14 protein-coding genes and 1 riboswitch are annotated in these 16,596 nt (G+C 61.7%); of the genes, 9 read left to right on the top strand and 5 right to left on the bottom strand.

Features of this window, described 5'->3' with window-relative positions; translation table 11 throughout:
• Positions 1-35 precede the first annotated feature (35 nt).
• Entirely contained in the window at positions 36-1,082 is a 1,047-nt protein-coding gene (locus ABWV64_RS05195; protein WP_353343204.1) for a rod shape-determining protein, read from the bottom strand.
• A 215-nt stretch (positions 1,083-1,297) separates the two neighbouring features.
• Here ABWV64_RS05195 and rlmJ point away from each other — a divergent pair, with 215 nt between their 5' ends.
• Positions 1,298-2,089, top strand: a complete 792-nt coding sequence (gene rlmJ, locus ABWV64_RS05190; RefSeq protein ID WP_353343203.1) for a 23S rRNA (adenine(2030)-N(6))-methyltransferase RlmJ — start codon at positions 1,298-1,300, stop codon at positions 2,087-2,089.
• Between the two features lie 151 nt (positions 2,090-2,240).
• Here the strand turns inward: rlmJ and ABWV64_RS05185 are convergent, their stop codons facing one another.
• Positions 2,241-3,815: a 2-isopropylmalate synthase gene (locus ABWV64_RS05185; protein ID WP_353343202.1), complete on the bottom strand. Its 1,575-nt coding sequence runs from the start codon at positions 3,813-3,815 to the stop codon at positions 2,241-2,243.
• A 280-nt stretch (positions 3,816-4,095) separates the two neighbouring features.
• On the opposite strand from ABWV64_RS05185, the gene ABWV64_RS05180 reads away from it, so the two are divergent.
• Positions 4,096-4,761 carry an SDR family NAD(P)-dependent oxidoreductase gene (locus ABWV64_RS05180; RefSeq protein ID WP_353343201.1) on the top strand — a complete coding sequence of 222 codons (666 nt, stop codon included), beginning with the start codon at positions 4,096-4,098 and terminating at the stop codon, positions 4,759-4,761.
• On the top strand, positions 4,758-6,284 hold the full coding sequence (locus ABWV64_RS05175; RefSeq protein ID WP_353343200.1) for a cryptochrome/photolyase family protein: 1,527 nt from the start codon (positions 4,758-4,760) through the stop codon (positions 6,282-6,284). The genes ABWV64_RS05180 and ABWV64_RS05175 overlap by 4 nt, the downstream gene beginning before the upstream one ends.
• A gap of 6 nt (positions 6,285-6,290) precedes the next feature.
• On the opposite strand, the gene ABWV64_RS05170 is transcribed toward ABWV64_RS05175, so the two are convergent.
• The gene (locus ABWV64_RS05170) at positions 6,291-7,772 is read right to left on the bottom strand and encodes an MORN repeat-containing protein (protein WP_353343199.1); all 1,482 of its coding nucleotides are present in this window, start codon (positions 7,770-7,772) and stop codon (positions 6,291-6,293) included.
• 227 nt (positions 7,773-7,999) lie between these two features.
• On the opposite strand from ABWV64_RS05170, the gene ABWV64_RS05165 reads away from it, so the two are divergent.
• Entirely contained in the window at positions 8,000-9,661 is a 1,662-nt protein-coding gene (locus ABWV64_RS05165; protein ID WP_353343198.1) for an NAD+ synthase, read from the top strand.
• Positions 9,662-9,754: 93 nt separating this feature from the next.
• On the opposite strand, the gene ABWV64_RS05160 is transcribed toward ABWV64_RS05165, so the two are convergent.
• Complete coding sequence (locus ABWV64_RS05160) at positions 9,755-10,690, bottom strand: MBL fold metallo-hydrolase (RefSeq protein WP_353344526.1); 936 nt, start codon at positions 10,688-10,690, stop codon at positions 9,755-9,757.
• 240 nt (positions 10,691-10,930) lie between these two features.
• On the opposite strand from ABWV64_RS05160, the gene gltX reads away from it, so the two are divergent.
• Entirely contained in the window at positions 10,931-12,256 is a 1,326-nt protein-coding gene (gene gltX, locus ABWV64_RS05155) for a glutamate--tRNA ligase (protein ID WP_353343197.1), read from the top strand.
• A gap of 71 nt (positions 12,257-12,327) precedes the next feature.
• Here the strand turns inward: gltX and ABWV64_RS05150 are convergent, their stop codons facing one another.
• Complete coding sequence (locus ABWV64_RS05150) at positions 12,328-13,611, bottom strand: DUF2254 domain-containing protein (protein ID WP_353343196.1); 1,284 nt, start codon at positions 13,609-13,611, stop codon at positions 12,328-12,330.
• A gap of 212 nt (positions 13,612-13,823) precedes the next feature.
• Here ABWV64_RS05150 and ABWV64_RS05145 point away from each other — a divergent pair, with 212 nt between their 5' ends.
• The 4 genes from ABWV64_RS05145 (at position 13,824) to ABWV64_RS05130 (ending at position 16,595) form a co-directional block, all read left to right on the top strand.
• Positions 13,824-14,291: an RrF2 family transcriptional regulator gene (locus ABWV64_RS05145; RefSeq protein ID WP_353343195.1), complete on the top strand. Its 468-nt coding sequence runs from the start codon at positions 13,824-13,826 to the stop codon at positions 14,289-14,291.
• A 149-nt stretch (positions 14,292-14,440) separates the two neighbouring features.
• Positions 14,441-14,525: riboswitch (glycine riboswitch) on the top strand.
• A gap of 171 nt (positions 14,526-14,696) precedes the next feature.
• On the top strand, positions 14,697-15,824 hold the full coding sequence (gene gcvT / locus ABWV64_RS05140; RefSeq protein ID WP_353343194.1) for a glycine cleavage system aminomethyltransferase GcvT: 1,128 nt from the start codon (positions 14,697-14,699) through the stop codon (positions 15,822-15,824).
• Between the two features lie 51 nt (positions 15,825-15,875).
• Entirely contained in the window at positions 15,876-16,235 is a 360-nt protein-coding gene (gene gcvH, locus ABWV64_RS05135) for a glycine cleavage system protein GcvH (RefSeq protein WP_353343193.1), read from the top strand.
• A 3-nt stretch (positions 16,236-16,238) separates the two neighbouring features.
• Positions 16,239-16,595, top strand: coding sequence for a VOC family protein (locus ABWV64_RS05130; protein WP_353343192.1), 357 nt, complete (start codon positions 16,239-16,241; stop codon positions 16,593-16,595).
• Position 16,596 lies beyond the last annotated feature (1 nt).

Raw genomic sequence — 16,596 nt, 5'->3', positions numbered from 1 at the left:
AAGGAACGGTGGGGCCTGTGCGCAGGGTGGGGGGCTTAGCTGTCGTAGTCAATCGCGTGGCGCAGCTGTTTTTCGAACTCGAGCGCCTTGCCGGTGCCGAGCGCCACGCAATTGAGGCTCTCGTTGGCGATGGAAACGGCCAATCCGGTTTGTTCGCGCAAGGCCAGATCAAGATCGCCCAGCAACGCGCCGCCGCCCGTCAGCATCACGCCGCGGTCAACAATATCGGCGGCCAGATCGGGCGGGGTCGCCTCAAGCGCGGTCATCACCGCTTCGCAGATTTGCTGCACCGGTTCGGCCAAGGCTTCGGCGACTTGGGCTTGGGTGATCTCGGTTTCTTTGGGCACGCCGTTCAAAAGGTCACGGCCGCGGATTTGCATCGAAGTGCCGCGTCCGTCATCGGGCATACGCGCCGTGCCGATCGAGGTCTTGATACGTTCGGCGGTGGATTCGCCGACGAGCAAATTTTGCTGGCGGCGCAAGTAGTTGATGATCGCCTCGTCCATCCGGTCGCCGCCCACGCGCACCGAGCGCGCATAGACGATATCGCCCAGCGACAGAACCGCGACCTCGGTGGTGCCGCCGCCGATGTCGACGACCATATTGCCCGTCGGGTCGGTGATCGGCATGCCCGCGCCAATGGCCGCGGCAATCGGTTCGGCGATCAATCCGGCGCGGCGTGCGCCCGCCGATAGAACCGATTGGCGAATGGCGCGTTTTTCCACCGGTGTGGCGCCATGGGGGACGCAGACGATGATCTTGGGCTTGGAGAAGGTCGAGCGTTTGTGCACCTTGCGGATGAAATGTTTGATCATCTCTTCGGCGGTATCGAAATCGGCGATGACCCCGTCGCGCATCGGGCGGATCGCCTCGATCGAGCCGGGTGTGCGGCCAAGCATCAATTTGGCATCCTCGCCCACCGCGAGCACTTTTTTCACGCCGTCTTTGACATGGTAGGCGACGACCGACGGCTCGGCCAGAACCACGCCTTTGCCTTTGACATAGACAAGCGTGTTGGCGGTGCCGAGGTCAATCGCCATATCGGCGGAAAACAGGCTGGGCAGTTTGTTGAAAATCGACATGCGAGGGGACCTCGTGGGAAATAGACAATCGCCCGCGACTCGTCTTGGCTGCAGGCCTTTGCTCTTATAGGGGGATGGTTCGCTTTGTGAAAGGGGCGTTAACGGGGAATACGGCGGTGTTTCGCTCGTTTCGGGCGTGGGCGCAGGGCGAAGTATGATTGCAAAAAACCGGCCGGACCGCCATATATATTGATAGGTGAAGAGCGGGGCGCAAGATGCTGTCATATCAACATATTTACCATGCGGGCAATCTGGCCGATGTGCACAAGCACGCGCTGCTTTGCGCCGCGCTTGACTATATGACGCACAAAGATAAGCCGCTCAGTTATATCGAAACCCACGCGGGGCGCGGGCTTTATGATCTTGGCGCGGCCGAGGCGTTGAAAACCGGTGAGGGGGCGGCTGGCATTGATCTGGTGCGCGCGCGCGGTTGGTTTGCGCCCGATCATCCCTACATGCGCGTGCTGAGCCGCGTGGCCGAGGTGCATGGGGCGCAGGCCTACGCCGGATCGCCGGTTCTGGCCGCCGAGACCCTGCGCGATATGGACAGCCTGCATTTCGCCGAGCTGCATCCGCAGGAATTTACCGCTTTGGAATATGCGATGTCGCCTTTTGGTGCCAAATGCGCAAAGGCCGACGGGTTGGCCCATGCCATGGCGATTTGCCCGCCGATGCCGCGCCGCGGGATGATCCTGATCGATCCAAGCTATGAAATCAAAACGGAATATCAGGATTTGCCGGTGTTTATCGGCAAGCTGAACCGTAAATGGAATGTCGGGGTGATCGCGCTTTGGTATCCGATTTTGACCAGCGGCGCGCATAAAGAGATGGTGGCGGCGCTGCGCAAGATGTCATTGCCGGACGTCTTGGATCATCGGGTCTATTTCCCGCCTGCCCGCGAAGGGCATGGGATGATCGGGTCGGGCATGTTCATCGTCAATGCGCTCTACGGGCTGGATGCCGAGGCGTCGGCCTTGAGCGGGAAATTCTCAGCCCTCGCCGGCTGATTGTTCGAAATTGTAAAATTCGGATGCCGTCTCTGTGGGTATCTACCCCCCTCAGATTGACGGAGTCGCTTTGCGCAGGTGATGTGGCTTGCCTCAAAACAATAAGGTCCGGCGCGCTGGCCGGACCTTACCTATGGATCTACCCTATCAATCAGGACGGATCGGTGTAGGACACTTCGCGGCGATCCTCACCTGGCGCGGATTTTTCACGCCGCACCAAGAGGCGGTTGAGCGCGTGCACATAGGCGCGCACCGAGGCGACGACCGTATCGGTATCGGCCGATTGCCCCGTCACGATGCGCCCGTCCTCTTCCATCCGCACCGAAACCGTGGCCTGCGCGTCGGTGCCTTCGGTGACCGCGTGCACTTGATAAAGCTGCAAGCGCGCGTTGTGCGGGAACAGCGCCTTGACCGCATTAAAGGCCGCATCCACGGGGCCGTCGCCAGTGGCTTCGGTCGCGGATCCCACCCCATCGATCATCAAGGTCAGCGCGGCGGTTTGAGGCCCCTCGGTGCCGCAGACCACGCGCAGGCGCTTGACTTGGATACGGTCGTTTTCGGGATCTTCACCGACCCGCATCAGCGCGATGAGATCGTCGTCATAGACCTCTTTTTTGCGATCCGCGAGTTCCTTGAAGCGAACAAAGACGTCCTTGAGCTGGTTGTCGGCAAGTTCGAAGCCCAGATCACCCAATTTGGCACGCAAGGCGGCGCGGCCCGAATGTTTGCCCAGCGGCAAGGAGGTGCCCGCGAGGCCCACGTCCTGCGGGCGCATGATCTCGAAGGTTTCGGCGTTCTTGAGCATCCCGTCTTGGTGGATGCCGCTTTCATGGGCAAAGGCGTTTTTGCCGACGATCGCCTTGTTGAACTGCACCGCAAATCCCGACACGGCGGCGACGCGGCGCGAGATGTTCATGATTTTCGTCGTATCAATGCCGGTTTGGTAGGGCATGATGTCATTGCGCACTTTGAGCGCCATGACCACCTCTTCGAGCGCGGTATTGCCCGCACGCTCGCCCAGACCGTTGATGGTGCATTCAATCTGCCGCGCGCCCGCCTCGACAGCGGCAAGCGAATTGGCCGTCGCCATGCCAAGGTCGTTATGGCAATGGGTGGCAAAGATGATCTCGTCTGCGCCCGGCACACGTTCGAGGAGCATCCGGATCAAGGCGGCGCTTTCGCGCGGGGCGGTGTAGCCGACGGTATCGGGGATGTTGATCGTGGTCGCGCCCGCTTTGATCGCAATCTCGACCACGCGGCACAGGTAGTCTTCCTCGGTGCGGGTGGCATCCATGGGCGACCATTGCACATTGTCGCACAGATTGCGCGCATGGGTCACCGTCTCGTGGATGCGTTCGGCCATCTCGTCCATAGTGAGATTCGGAATGGCGCGGTGCAGGGGCGATGTGCCGATAAAGGTGTGAATGCGCGGCTGCGCGGCGTGTTTCACGGCCTCCATACAGCGGTCGATATCGGCAAAGCTGGCGCGGGCAAGGCCGCAGATCACCGAATTTTTCGAATTCATCGCAATTTCCGAAACGGCCTTGAAATCGCCCTCCGAGGCAATCGGGAAACCGGCTTCGATAATATCGACGCCCATTTCGTCGAGCAGGCTGGCGATCTCCAGCTTTTCCGCATGGGTCATCGTGGCGCCGGGGCTTTGTTCGCCGTCGCGAAGGGTCGTGTCAAAAATCAAGACGCGGTCTTGTTTGGAAATATCGGTCATGTCGGGGTCTCTTTTCTATGTCTGCTAAAGCTATGGCGCGGAAAGCACATCCTCTGAGCGGTCGCGCCGATAGGGCACGCTCAGAGGCGGCTTAGCAGCAGACGCAGGGCAAGGTCCGCGCGCGCGGCGCGCAGCGGTGCGTTTTGGGCGGCAGCAAAGCGGCGCGCGGCAAAAGCGATATGTCCCTTGGTCATCATGGGGGAATGTATAGGAGTGCGGTTTGCAAATGGAAAGTGCGAATTTACCTTGATCGGCAAATGCGCGCCGCTATCTGCGCCCTATGGACAGAGCATTGGTGATAGGCGCTTCGGGCGGAATTGGCAGCGCGGTGGTCTCGGCGCTGGACGCGCGCGGGGTCGAGGTGTGCGGATTGTCGCGCCGCCGCGACGGGTTGGACGTGACCGACGAGGCCTCGGTCGCGGCGCATCTGGGTGCGCTTGAGGGGGCGTTTGATTTGGTGTTCGTGGCCACCGGCGCATTGGAAATCGGCGGGGCCGCGCCCGAAAAAAGCCTCGCGCGGCTCGAGGCGCGGGCCATGGCGGATCAATTCGCGCTCAATGCGATCGGTCCGGCCTTGGTTTTGAAACATGCGCTGCGGCTTTTGCCCAAGGACCGGCGCGCGGTGTTTGCGGCGCTGTCGGCGCGGGTGGGGTCGATTGGCGATAACCGTTTGGGGGGCTGGCACAGCTACCGCGCGGCCAAGGCGGCGCTGAACCAGATCCTGCATGGCGGGGCGATCGAGATCGCGCGCAGCCACCCGCAGGCCATCTGTGTGGCCCTGCATCCGGGCACTGTGGCGACGGATTTTACCGCCAGATATCTGGGGCGGCATCCGGCGGTCAGCGCCGATGAGGCGGCACAAAATATCCTTTCGGTGCTCGGCGCGCTGACCCCTGCGCAAAGCGGCGGGTTTTTCGACTGGACCGGCGAGGCGGTCGCGTGGTGAGGCGGCTCGTGCTGGTGCTGGGCGACCAGTTGAGCGAGCAGATCGCCGCGCTGAAGGCGGCGGATAAGGCGCGTGATGTGGTGGTCATGGCCGAGGTGATGGAAGAGGGCACCTATGTGCGCCACCATCCCAAGAAGATCGCGCTGGTGCTGTCGGCGATGCGCCATTTCGCGCAGGCGCTCGAGCAAAGCGGCTGGACCGTGGCCTATAGCCGTCTGGATGATGCGCAAAACGGTCAAAGCCTATGCGCCGAGGTGCTGCGGCGCGCCGAAGAATTTGGCGCGGGCAAGGTGATCACCACCCGCGCCGGCGAATGGCGCGTGATCGAGGCGATTGATGCGCTGCCGCTTGAGGTCGAGGTGCTTGAGGACGACCGGTTTATCGCAACGCACCGTGATTTCGACCTCTGGGCCGAGGGGCGCAAGGCGCTCAGGATGGAGTATTTCTATCGCGAGATGCGGCGCAAGACCGGATTGCTGATGGAGGAAGGGGAGCCCGCAGGCGGGCAGTGGAATTTCGATCATGACAACCGCAAGCGGGCCGAGCCGGACCTGCTGCGCGCCAAGCCGATGGAATTTACGCCCGATGAGGTGACGCAGGAGGTTCTCACCCTTGTCGAAGCGCGATTCCGTGGGCATTTCGGGCAATTGCGCCCGTTTTCCTATGCGGTCACGCGCGGGCAGGCGTTGCGTGCGTTGGATCATTTTCTGCGCTATCAACTGGCCGGTTTTGGCGAGACGCAAGATGCGATGCTGGCGGGGGATGCCTTCCTCAATCACGCGGTTTTGTCGCCCTATATGAACCTTGGGCTTCTGTCCCCGCGCGAAGTTTGCGATCGGGTCGCCGAGGCCTATGCGGCGGGGGAAGTGCCGATCAATTCCGCCGAAGGGTTTATCCGGCAAATCATCGGCTGGCGCGAATATATGCGCGGGATCTATTTTCATGAGGGGCCGGATTATGTGCGGCGCAACGCGCTGGGCCATAGCCGCGATCTGCCGCCGCTCTATTGGGGCGCCAAGACCGATATGGCCTGCATGCAGGCGGCGGTGGCGCAGACCAAGGCGCTTGCCTATGCCCACCATATCCAGCGATTGATGGTCACGGGCAATTTCGCGCTTTTGGCGGGGATCGATCCGGCGCAGGTGCACGAATGGTATCTGGGCGTCTATATCGACGCTTTCGAATGGGTCGAGGCGCCCAATACCGTGGGGATGAGCCAGTTTGCAGATGGCGGGGTGATTGCCTCCAAACCCTATGTGTCTTCGGCCAATTATATCAATAAGATGTCCGACTATTGCAGCGGCTGCGCCTATGATGCGCGGGTCAAGACGGGCGCGGGGGCCTGCCCGTTCAACTTGCTCTATTGGGCGTTTTTGATGCGCCATGAGGAGCGGTTCAAATCCAACCCGCGGATGGCGCAGATGTATCGCACGTGGGACCGGATGGAGGCGGGTAAACGCGCCGATATTTTGGCGCAGGCCGAGGCGTTTTTGGATCGTATGTGCGCAGGCGAGACGGTGTAGCGCGGCCTATTCGGCGGGCGGCTCGGTAGCGGGCGCAGGCGCGGCGGCGCTATCGCTATCGCTTGCGGGGTCGGTATCCGTGTCGGTTTTGAGCGCGCCGTTTTCCCAATCCCCGCTGGCCTCTTGGCCGCTGGCATAGCGCATGGTGCCGTTGCCTTGGCGTTTTCCGGCGCGGAAATTGCCCTCGTAGATATCGCCATTGGCATAGGTGGCCACGCCCGTGCCGCTGATCTCTCCGGCCTTCCATTCCCCTTTATAGCTAAAGCCGTCGGCCATTTTGATCATGCCGGTGCCGTCGCGCTGCCCGCGAGCAAAATCGCCCTCATAGACGGTGCCGTCGGGGTAGGTGGCTTTGCCCTTTCCGTGGCGCTGGCCGTCGCGCCATTCGCCCTCGTAGCGATAGCCGTCGGCATAGGTCATCACCCCTTGGCCGTGGTTTTGCGCGTTCTGGAACTGGCCCTCATAGACAAGGCCGTTGGGATAGGCCGCGCGGCCGGTGCCCTCGATGACGCCGGCTTTCCAGTCGCCCTCATAGGTGGCGCCATCGGCATAGGTGATTTTGCCGGTGCCATCGGCCAGATCACCGCGAAACTGCCCGACATAGACCGATCCGTCGGGATAGGTGACCTGCCCTTGGCCCTCGATCTGCCCCGCGACCCAATCGCCGGTATAGATATAGCCGTCGGCGCCGGTGAATGTGCCTTTGCCTTGGCGTTTGTCATCGGCAAAATCGCCTTCATAGGTGTCGCCATTGGCATAGGTGACCTTGCCCTTGCCTTGGCGGCGCCCCTCGACAAGCGTGCCCTCGTAGACATCGCCGTTGGCTTGGGTCAATGTGCCGGTGCCGTTGATTTGTCCGCCTTTCCATTCGCCGACGTAAACAAGCCCGTCAGGGATGGTCAGCTTGCCCATGCCTTCGCGCGCGCCCGCGACGATTTCGCCTTCATAGATTGCCCCATCGGGATAGGTGATCTTGCCGGTGCCCTGTTTGATCCCGTCGATCCATTCGCCGTCATAGATATAGCCGCCAGGGCTTTGCATGATGCCCGTGCCGTGGTGCATGGCGTTGCGAAATCCGCCGTCATAGCGCACGCCATTGGCATAGATCGCCACGCCCGTGCCCATGATCTTGCCGTCTTCCCATGTGCCCTCATAGGTGCCGCCATCCGAAAAGACGATTTTGCCGGTGCCTTCGGGTTTGCCCTTGGCAAATTCGCCCTCATAGACCGACCCGTTGGGGAAACGCGCCGCGCCTTGGCCGCGAATTTCGCCCATTTCCCAATTGCCCGTGTATTCATATCCGTTGGGCAAACGGTAGGTGCCGGTGCCATGCTGCAACCCGTTTTTGAAGGTGCCTTCATAGACGCCGCCATCATCATATTGCTTGGTCTGCACGCCGCCGTCTTGGGCGTGGGCGGGCAGGGGGGCGATCCCCGCGCTTGCGGCGATGAAAAGGCAAAATCCGAAAGTTTTCAGAGCAGTGTTCATGGAATCTCCGGTGGGTGTGGCGGCCCGTTAAGCTGGGTTTAAATCTAGCGGCCCGCTGGGCGCGGGGCAACTGGTTAACCGCTGTGTCGGCGGCGCGGCACCTATGGCGCGGGAGCGGCGCAATGGCGGCGGCGGGGCGGGCGCATCGGCGCGGCGCGGCAATTCGGCTTTTCCTTCGGCTCCGATCTGATACATCAGGGGCAATAGGACCCGATAGGACAGACCCAATGGCCGACCGCTTTCGTATGACCCTTGCACAGCTTAACCCCACTGTGGGCGATCTTGGTGGCAATGCCGCAAAGGCGCGCGAGGCATGGGCGACGGGCAAGGCTGCGGGCGCCGATCTGGTCGCGCTGCCCGAGATGTTCATCACCGGATACCAGACCCAAGATCTGATCATGAAACCCGCCTTTCATCAGGCCGCCATGGCCGAGATCGAGGCGCTGGCGGCGGCCTGCGCCGATGGTCCGGCGCTGGGCATCGGGGGGCCATGGATCGAGGGGCGCGGGCTTTATAACGCCTATTACATCTTGCATGGCGGCACGGTGACGGCGCGGGTTCTCAAGCACCATTTGCCCAATGAGACGGTGTTCGACGAGGAGCGCCTGTTCGAGCATGGCGATGTGACGGGGCCGTTTGTCGTGAGCGGTGTGCGCATCGGCGCGCCGATCTGCGAGGATGCGTGGCACGAGGATGTGTGCGAGACATTGGCCGAGACGGGGGCGGAAATCCTGCTCGTGCCCAATGGCTCGCCCTATTATCGCAACAAATTCGAGACGCGGCTCAATCATATGGTGGCCCGCGTGGTCGAAACCGGATTGCCTTTGGTGTATCTCAATATGGTCGGCGGGCAGGATGATCAGGTGTTTGATGGCGGCACATTTGTGCTCAACCCCCATGGCAAGCCCGTGGTGCAATTGCCGGTCTTTGACGAGGTGATCAGCCACGTCGATTTCGCCCGCACCGATGACGGATGGCGCGCCGAGGAGGGGGATTTCACAACACACCCCGACGCGATGGAGCAAGATTACCGCTGTGTCGTCGAGGCCCTGCGCGATTATATGGGCAAGACGGGGTTCAAAAAGGTGCTGCTTGGCCTGTCGGGCGGGATCGACAGCGCGATTGTCGCCACCATCGCCGCCGATGCTTTGGGGCCGGAGAATGTGCGCTGTGTGATGTTGCCGTCCGAATATACTTCGCAGGCCTCGCTTGACGATGCCGAGGCCGTGGCCAAGGCTTTGGGCTGCCGATACGATTATGTGCCGATCAAACAAGGGCGCGCCGCGATCACCGCGACGCTGGCGCCTTTGATGGAAGGCACCGAGCCGGACATTACCGAAGAGAATATCCAGTCGCGCCTGCGCGGGCTGCTGCTTATGGCGCTGTCGAACAAGTTCGGCGAGATGCTTTTGACCACGGGCAATAAATCCGAAGTGGCCGTCGGGTATGCGACGATTTATGGCGATATGTCAGGCGGTTATAACCCGATCAAGGATCTCTACAAAACGCGGGTGTTCGATATTTGCCGCTGGCGCAACGCGCATCACCGCCCCGAATGGATGATGGGCCGCGCGGGCGAGATGATCCCTGCCAATGTGATCACCAAACCGCCCTCCGCCGAATTGCGCGAGGATCAAAAGGACAGCGACAGCTTGCCCGATTATCCGGTGCTGGATGGCATTTTGGAAATGTTGGTGGATCGTGAGGCATCGGTCGCGGATTGCCTTGCGGCGGGATACACGCGCGAAGACGTCAAGCGGGTCGAGCATCTGCTCTATATTTCCGAATATAAACGCTTCCAATCCGCGCCTGGTCCGCGGCTGTCCAAGCGCAGCTTCTGGCTTGACCGGCGCTATCCGATTGTGAACCGCTGGCGTGACGACGGATAGGGCGTTTGGCTGCGCCCGAATGTGAGCCGCAGCCTTGAACTTGGGAAATTTGAAACGAGGCCGCCCGTGGAAATACGTGCGGCCTCGCCCGTTCTAGCCGCCCATGACCATTTGGTAAGAGGTGGGCACATAATGGAACCCGTCGCCGCGCGTTTCCACATATCCGGTCGCGGGGAAGGGCATGTGATAGCCGACAAAGGGCGTGCGGGTCGCGGCCAGCATATCCAAGATTTTGCGGCGGGTGGCGGCGGCGGCGCTTTTGTCCATGTCAAAGCGCACTTCCCAATCGGGATGGGCGAGCGACCAGACATAGTGATTGGCGAAATCCGCGCCCAGCAGCATTTGTTGCCCGCCGCTGTCGAGCATATAGGCCATATGGCCAGGGGTGTGGCCAAAGGCGGCCATACCCGTGATGCCCGAGGCCGCCGCCCCGCCTTCACCGATAAAGCTCATCTTTTCGGCCAAGGGGCGGACTTTGGCGTCGAAACCTTCGTTGCCTGCCTTGGCCCAGTGGTCGAATTCCGCCTGTCCGGTGACATAGGTCGCATTGGCAAAGGTCTCGCCGCCCTCGCCCATCAACCCGCCGATGTGATCGCCATGCATATGGGTGATCACGACTTTGTCGACCTGCTCGGCGCCATATCCCGCCGCCTCCAGCGCATCGGTGATGCCCGCAGGGTTGGTGCCGGTGTCAAAGAGGATCAACTCGGCGCCGGTGTTGACCAATGTCGGGGTAAAGAAAAACTGCGCCGCATCCGTCGGGATCATCGCGGCCTCGGAGACGGCGGCAAATTCTTCATCCGATGCGTTCAGGCCAAAGATTTTATGCGGCTCGGGCACGGTGCGGGTGCCAGCAAGCAGCGTGGTCACCTCGAAATCGCCCAGCTTGAAGCGCGTATAGGGGGCGATGCTGGCCCCCATCATTTCGGCGGCGGCGCTGGCGCGCGAGGGTTTGAATGCGGCGGCCAAGGGCAGGCTGGCGGCCCCCAAAAGCGCGGCGCGCCGGCTCATGGTCATGGGGTGGGTCATGGATTGGTCTGCGGCGGTTGCGATCACGCGTGCGGTGTCTTTCATAGCAGTCTCCCTGATGATGGGCGCTTTGGCCCTTTGTCCTGACCCAAAGATAGGGCCGCGCATGCGTTGGTCAAAACCCGCGCGATCCGATCACGCAAAGGTGAGCGCCGCCTTGCCAAGGCCCGCCGCGCCGCGCAGCCTTTTCTGGACAATTTCGCCCGCCTGTGACATGGGGCGAGGCAACAGGAGTTTGCCATGACCACCACCCGTTTCGCCCCGTCCCCCACCGGCTATATCCATGTCGGCAATTTGCGCACCGCGCTGTTCAACTATCTGATCGCGCGTAAATCCGGCGGGCAGTTTATCTTGCGCCTTGATGATACCGATCCCGAGCGTTCCAAGGTCGAATATGCCGACGCGATCCAAGAGGATCTCGAATGGCTTGGCCTGACGTGGGACCGGATCGAAAAGCAATCTGACCGTTTGGACCGCTACGAGCAGGCCGCGCAGGAATTGCGCGACAAGGGCCGGTTTTACGAGTGTTTCGAGACGCCGACCGAATTGGATCTCAAGCGCAAGAAGCAACTCAATATGGGCAAACCGCCGGTCTATGACCGCGCGGCGCTGACCCTGAGCGATGCGCAAAAAGAGGCGCTGCGCGCCGAGCGCGGCAATGGCCATTGGCGGTTCAAGCTTGATCTGGAACGCATTGAATGGACCGATGGCATTCTGGGCGATCTGTCGATTGATGCGGCCTCGGTCTCCGATCCGGTGCTCATTCGCGGCGACGGTCAATTCCTTTATACGCTGGCAAGCGTCTGTGATGACGTGGATTTCGGCATCACCCATGTGGTGCGCGGGTCCGATCACGTGACCAATACCGCGACGCAAATCCAGATTATCCAAGCCTTGGGCGGCACGGTGCCGTCCTTTGCGCATCACTCGCTTTTGACCGGCCCGCAGGGCGAGGCATTGTCCAAACGCCTTGGCACATTGGCCTTGCGCGATCTACGTGAGCAAGGCGTGCAGCCGATGGCGCTGTTGTCGCTGATGGCGCGGCTCGGATCGTCCGATCCCGTGGAATTGCGCACCGATATGACACAGTTGATCGACGGGTTCGAATTGGGCCATTTCGGGTCGGCCCCGACGAAATTCGATGTGCAGGACCTGTTCCCGCTCACCGCGAAATACCTCAGCCAGCAACCGCTCGAGGCCGTGGCAGACCAGATCGCCGCGCTGGGCGTGCCGGACGATCTGGCCGCGCAGTTTTGGGAGGTCAGCCGCGCCAATATCACGACGCTGGGCGATTTGTCTCGCTGGTGGAGCCTGTTCCGCGACGGGGCCGATCCGGTCATCGACGCCGAAGACAAGGAGTTTGTCGCGCAGGCGATGGCGCTGTTGCCGGATGGGCCTTATGACGGCGAAAGCTGGGGCGCATGGACCAAAGCGGTGAAAGAGGCCACAGGGCGCAAGGGGCGCGGGCTGTTCATGCCGCTGCGCAAGGCGCTGACGGGCCAAGAACACGGGCCGGATATGTCGGCGGTCCTGCCGCTGTTGCAAGTGATCCGCGCCAAGGGCTGATCCGCGCGCCGCTTCGAACCAGAAAAGCCCCGCCCTTAATTGGCGGGGCTTTTTGCATCCGTGCGGGCGCGTTACGCGTTCTTTTCCGCCGCGCTCTGGGCGCCGATGCGCGCGCGGTCCTGCTCAATCGGCAAGGCCGCCTCGGCATAGGCGCGGGCCGTGCGGCTCAAGGCGCGGGCGGCCTCGGCCACATCGCTTCGAGGGGTTTGGCTCAGATGGCCGAGCGCCTCTTGCAAGCGCAAAGCCACCTCGATCTGCCCGGCCCCGTCGCGGGCCAGCGCGGCAAAGGCACAAGAGAGCAACTCCTCGGCAGGAAGCTGCGGGACAAAGATCGTCGGGTAGCGCGTTTGTGCCTGCGCGGTCTCGCCCGAGTTTCGCGCCCAGTTCCAAAGCAACCTCTCGGCCCGCCCGATCACATCTACCGCCGTGCCCTGATCGTTGATCCCCGGCGAGAGGGCGCGCGATGCGACCTCGCCCAAGACCTTGAGACCGAAACAAGCGTCTTGCTCAAAGGTGCGCGTATCGCCGATGACGAAACAGGCCTCGGCAGCGGTGATCTGCGCGGGGGTCAATCCGGCGACATCGGCCAAGGGCATGCCCTCCAAAACAAATGCGCCAGGGCGGCAGCGCAGGTAGACCTGCCCTGTCTGGCCTTGCAGATTGGTGATGTATTCGCTCAATTTCGGCAGGTCGATGAATTGCACATGGCCGCAGGCGCGGGCGCGCAAGGGCAGAGCGCCGCTGGGCAATACCGTATCGCTTGTCAGGGGCACGGCGCCAAAATACGGGGCCTCGGCAAACTGGATCAGCGCCGATTTTGCGACCTGCTCGACGCTGCGCAAGGTGGCGTCGATGCTGCCCAGACTGCTCAGATGTTCGATCCATCGCAGCATGGCGAGGATGACCAAGACCACGACAAAGATCGTCACGCCCAATACGATCACCGTCGCGCCATCGGCATAGGCATGTGATTGGAACAGAATGATCGCCGAGAGCGAATAGACGAAAGCGCCGATGAAGGTGGCCAGAACCGTTTGCGTCGTGGTGTCTTGCAAAAGGAGCCGCTGCGCGCGCGGCGTGGCTTGGGCCGAGGCGGCGCGGTGGGCCGAGACCATCACATTGAGCGAGAAGGTGGACACCGCCAACATCCCCGAGGCCAGAATGGTCAAGACCGGCATCACCGCGTCGGGGGTAAAGCGCGCCGAGACTTTGGCGGGGATATAGCCTTCGAACAGCAAAGTCGCCAAGGCGGTGAGCAAGGCCAGAACCGCCATGCCGGAGACCCGCACCCAAAGACGGCGCAAAAGGCGGCGCACAATCAAGAGCGGTTTGGAGAGAAGATGGCTGTCGAGCAAGGCGGGGCGGTCTCCGTCGCGGGTCTGTCGAAAGGCTCACAGTAGCGCGCCAAGACGGCACGACCAGCCCCAATGACGCTCAAGCCATGCGGAATTTTGACAAAGATGCATCCAAGGGGCGCATTTTTTGGGTGCGATTGATCCATATCAAGTCATCTGCGGATAATTTTGCCCAAATTGCCAAGGGTCTCGTTTGGAGCAAGGGGTTTGACATGCGTATCACCAAAAGAAGCAATATCGCGATCCGCGTGCTGATGTTTTGCGGGGCGAATGCGGGGCGTCTGGTGACGAAATCCGAGGTGGCGCAGGTCTGTAACACGTCGGAAAATCACCTCGCGCAGGTGATCAACCGGCTTGGCCAGCTTGATTATCTCAAGACCCAGCGCGGGCGCGGCGGCGGCATCATGCTGGCCCGCCCGATGAGCGAGATTTGCATCGGCGCGATTTTCCGCGAGCTGGAAAGCCATGTGCCGATTGCCGAGTGTTTTGCCGATGTCGACAACTCCTGCCCATTGGTGGAGGCGTGCCGCCTTAAGCAAGCCGTGGCCGCGGCGGCAGAGGCGTTCTATGCCCATCTTGACGAGGTGAGCTTGGATGCGCTGGTTTGCGACAACAAGGCTTTGCACGAAATTCTGGTGCCTGCCTCGTGCTCCGGCGCGTCGCTCATGGCCGAGGCCTGAGACCGCGCGCGCATCGCGGCGCGATGTGATCGCCCGCTTGAGGATGCTCAACCGCTTGGCATATTTGGCGGCGGGTGGCGGTTTTGCGTCAAGATGCGGCGCTTTTGGGCATTGATCCTCTTGCGCGGGGCGGTTTTGCACACTAGCACAGATGTAGATCGGGAGAATCGCAGATGCGATGCCGAAGGAGCAACCGCCCCGGAAACTCTCAGGCCCAAGGACCGATCGCGACGCAATACTCTGGAGAGAGGCGCCACATGCGCCCGCCGAAGGGATAACGATCTCAGGCGCAAGGACAGAGGGGGCATCAGGGCGCGATGGGCCGGTTCGACCGGCGATATGGCGCGAAATTGATGTCTGCGCGCGCTTTTCCAAGGGCCGCACTGGCGAGGAAAAGGATGGGCGATGTCGGATCTTCTGCACACCCCGCTAATTGATTTGCATTTGTCGCTTGGCGCCAAAATGGTGCCCTTTGCGGGCTATGACATGCCGGTGCAATATCCGCTTGGCGTGATGAAAGAGCATCTGCATTGCCGCGCCGCTGCGGGGCTTTTCGACGTCAGCCATATGGGGCAGGTGATTTTGCGCGGCGAGAGTTACGCGCAGGTGGCGCTGGCGCTGGAGGCGCTGATCCCCGTTGATATTTTAGGGCTGGCCGACGGGCGGCAACGCTACGGGTTCTTTCTCAATGACCATGGCGGGATAGAGGATGACCTGATGCTGGCGCGCCGCGGCGACGAGGTTTTCATGGTGGTGAATGCGGCCTGCAAAACCGCCGATATCGCGCGGATGCGCACCGCGTTGGAGCCGCAGGGGATCACGGTCGAAGAGGTCACCTCGCGCGCGCTTTTGGCGCTGCAAGGCCCGCAGGCCGAGGCGGCATTTGCCGAGGTTGTGGTCGAAGCCGCGGCGATGACATTCATGGATGTCGCGATCTTCCCCTCGGCCTACGGCCCGCTTTGGGTCTCGCGCTCGGGCTATACGGGCGAGGACGGGTTCGAGATTTCGGTCGGCGCGCAAGAGAGCGAAGCCTTGGCGCGGCGGCTTTTGGAGGATGTGCGGGTCGAGGCAATCGGGCTTGGCGCGCGCGACAGCTTGCGGCTGGAGGCGGGGCTTTGCCTTTACGGGCATGATATGGACGCGACTGTGACGCCTGCGGCGGCGGCATTGACATGGGCGATCCAGAAGGTGCGGCGCAGCGGCGGCGCGCGCGCGGGCGGCTTTGCGGGGGCCGATGTGGTTTTGGCCGAATTGCAAAACGGCGCTGTAACGCGCCGCGTTGGCCTCTTGCCCGAGGGACGCGCGCCGATGCGCGAGGGGGTGGAGCTTTTCTTGACCCAAGAGGGCGGCGCGCCGGTGGGCCGTGTGACATCGGGGGGCTTTGGCCCGACGGTCGGCGGCCCCGTGGCGATGGGATACCTGCCCACCGAGACCGCCGAGATCGGCACGGTCGTCTACGGCGAATTGCGCGGCAAACGTATGCCTGTGAGGGTGGCGGCATTGCCGTTCGTTCCTGCGAACTTCAAACGATAACCTACTGCAATACATGACAAAGCGGCGCGGCCGCATCTTTAGGAGACGACAATGAAATTCACCGAAGAGCATGAATGGCTGCGCGAGGAAGACGATGTGATCGTGGTCGGGATCACCGAACACGCCAGCACGCAATTGGGCGATGTGGTCTTTGTCGAATTGCCCGAGGTCGGCACCACGGTGACCAAGGACGAAGAGATCGTCGTGATCGAAAGCGTCAAGGCAGCCTCGGATATCCTTGCGCCTATTGACGGCGAGATCGTCGAGGTCAACGAGGCCTTGGTCGATGATCCGGGCAAGGTGAACGACGATCCGATGGGCGATGCGTGGTTTGTGAAAATCAAGGCCTCCGATCCGTCGCAGATGGACGATTACATGGACGAAGCCGCCTATAACAAGCTGGTCGGATAGGCGATGCAGGTGCGGCGGATCGTGGCCAATCTGGCGGCGCTAAACCCCGCTGAGAGCGCCGCGTTCTACCATGACCTTTTGGGCTTGGAGGTGGCGATGGACTTGGGGTTCATCGTCACGCTGGCTGCGCCGGCTTCGACCCAAGAGGCACAGCTTTCCTTTGCTTGCGAAGGCGGGTCGGGCAGGCCGGTCCCTGATCTTTCGATCGAAGTGGATGATCTTGATGCGATTTTGCCGCGCCTGTCGGCCATGGGGATCACGCCTGAATACGGCCCCGTATCGGAGCCTTGGAACGTCCGGCGGCTGATGCTGCGCGACCCTGCCGGACGCCTTATCAATATACTTTGCCACTGCGTTTGAC

The sequence above is a fragment of the Litorivita sp. NS0012-18 genome, assembly GCF_040371945.1.
Taxonomy (GTDB): domain Bacteria; phylum Pseudomonadota; class Alphaproteobacteria; order Rhodobacterales; family Rhodobacteraceae; genus Litorivita.
The sequence above is the reverse complement of the archived record's forward strand: the minus strand, read 5'-3'. Positions and strand labels throughout refer to the sequence as shown.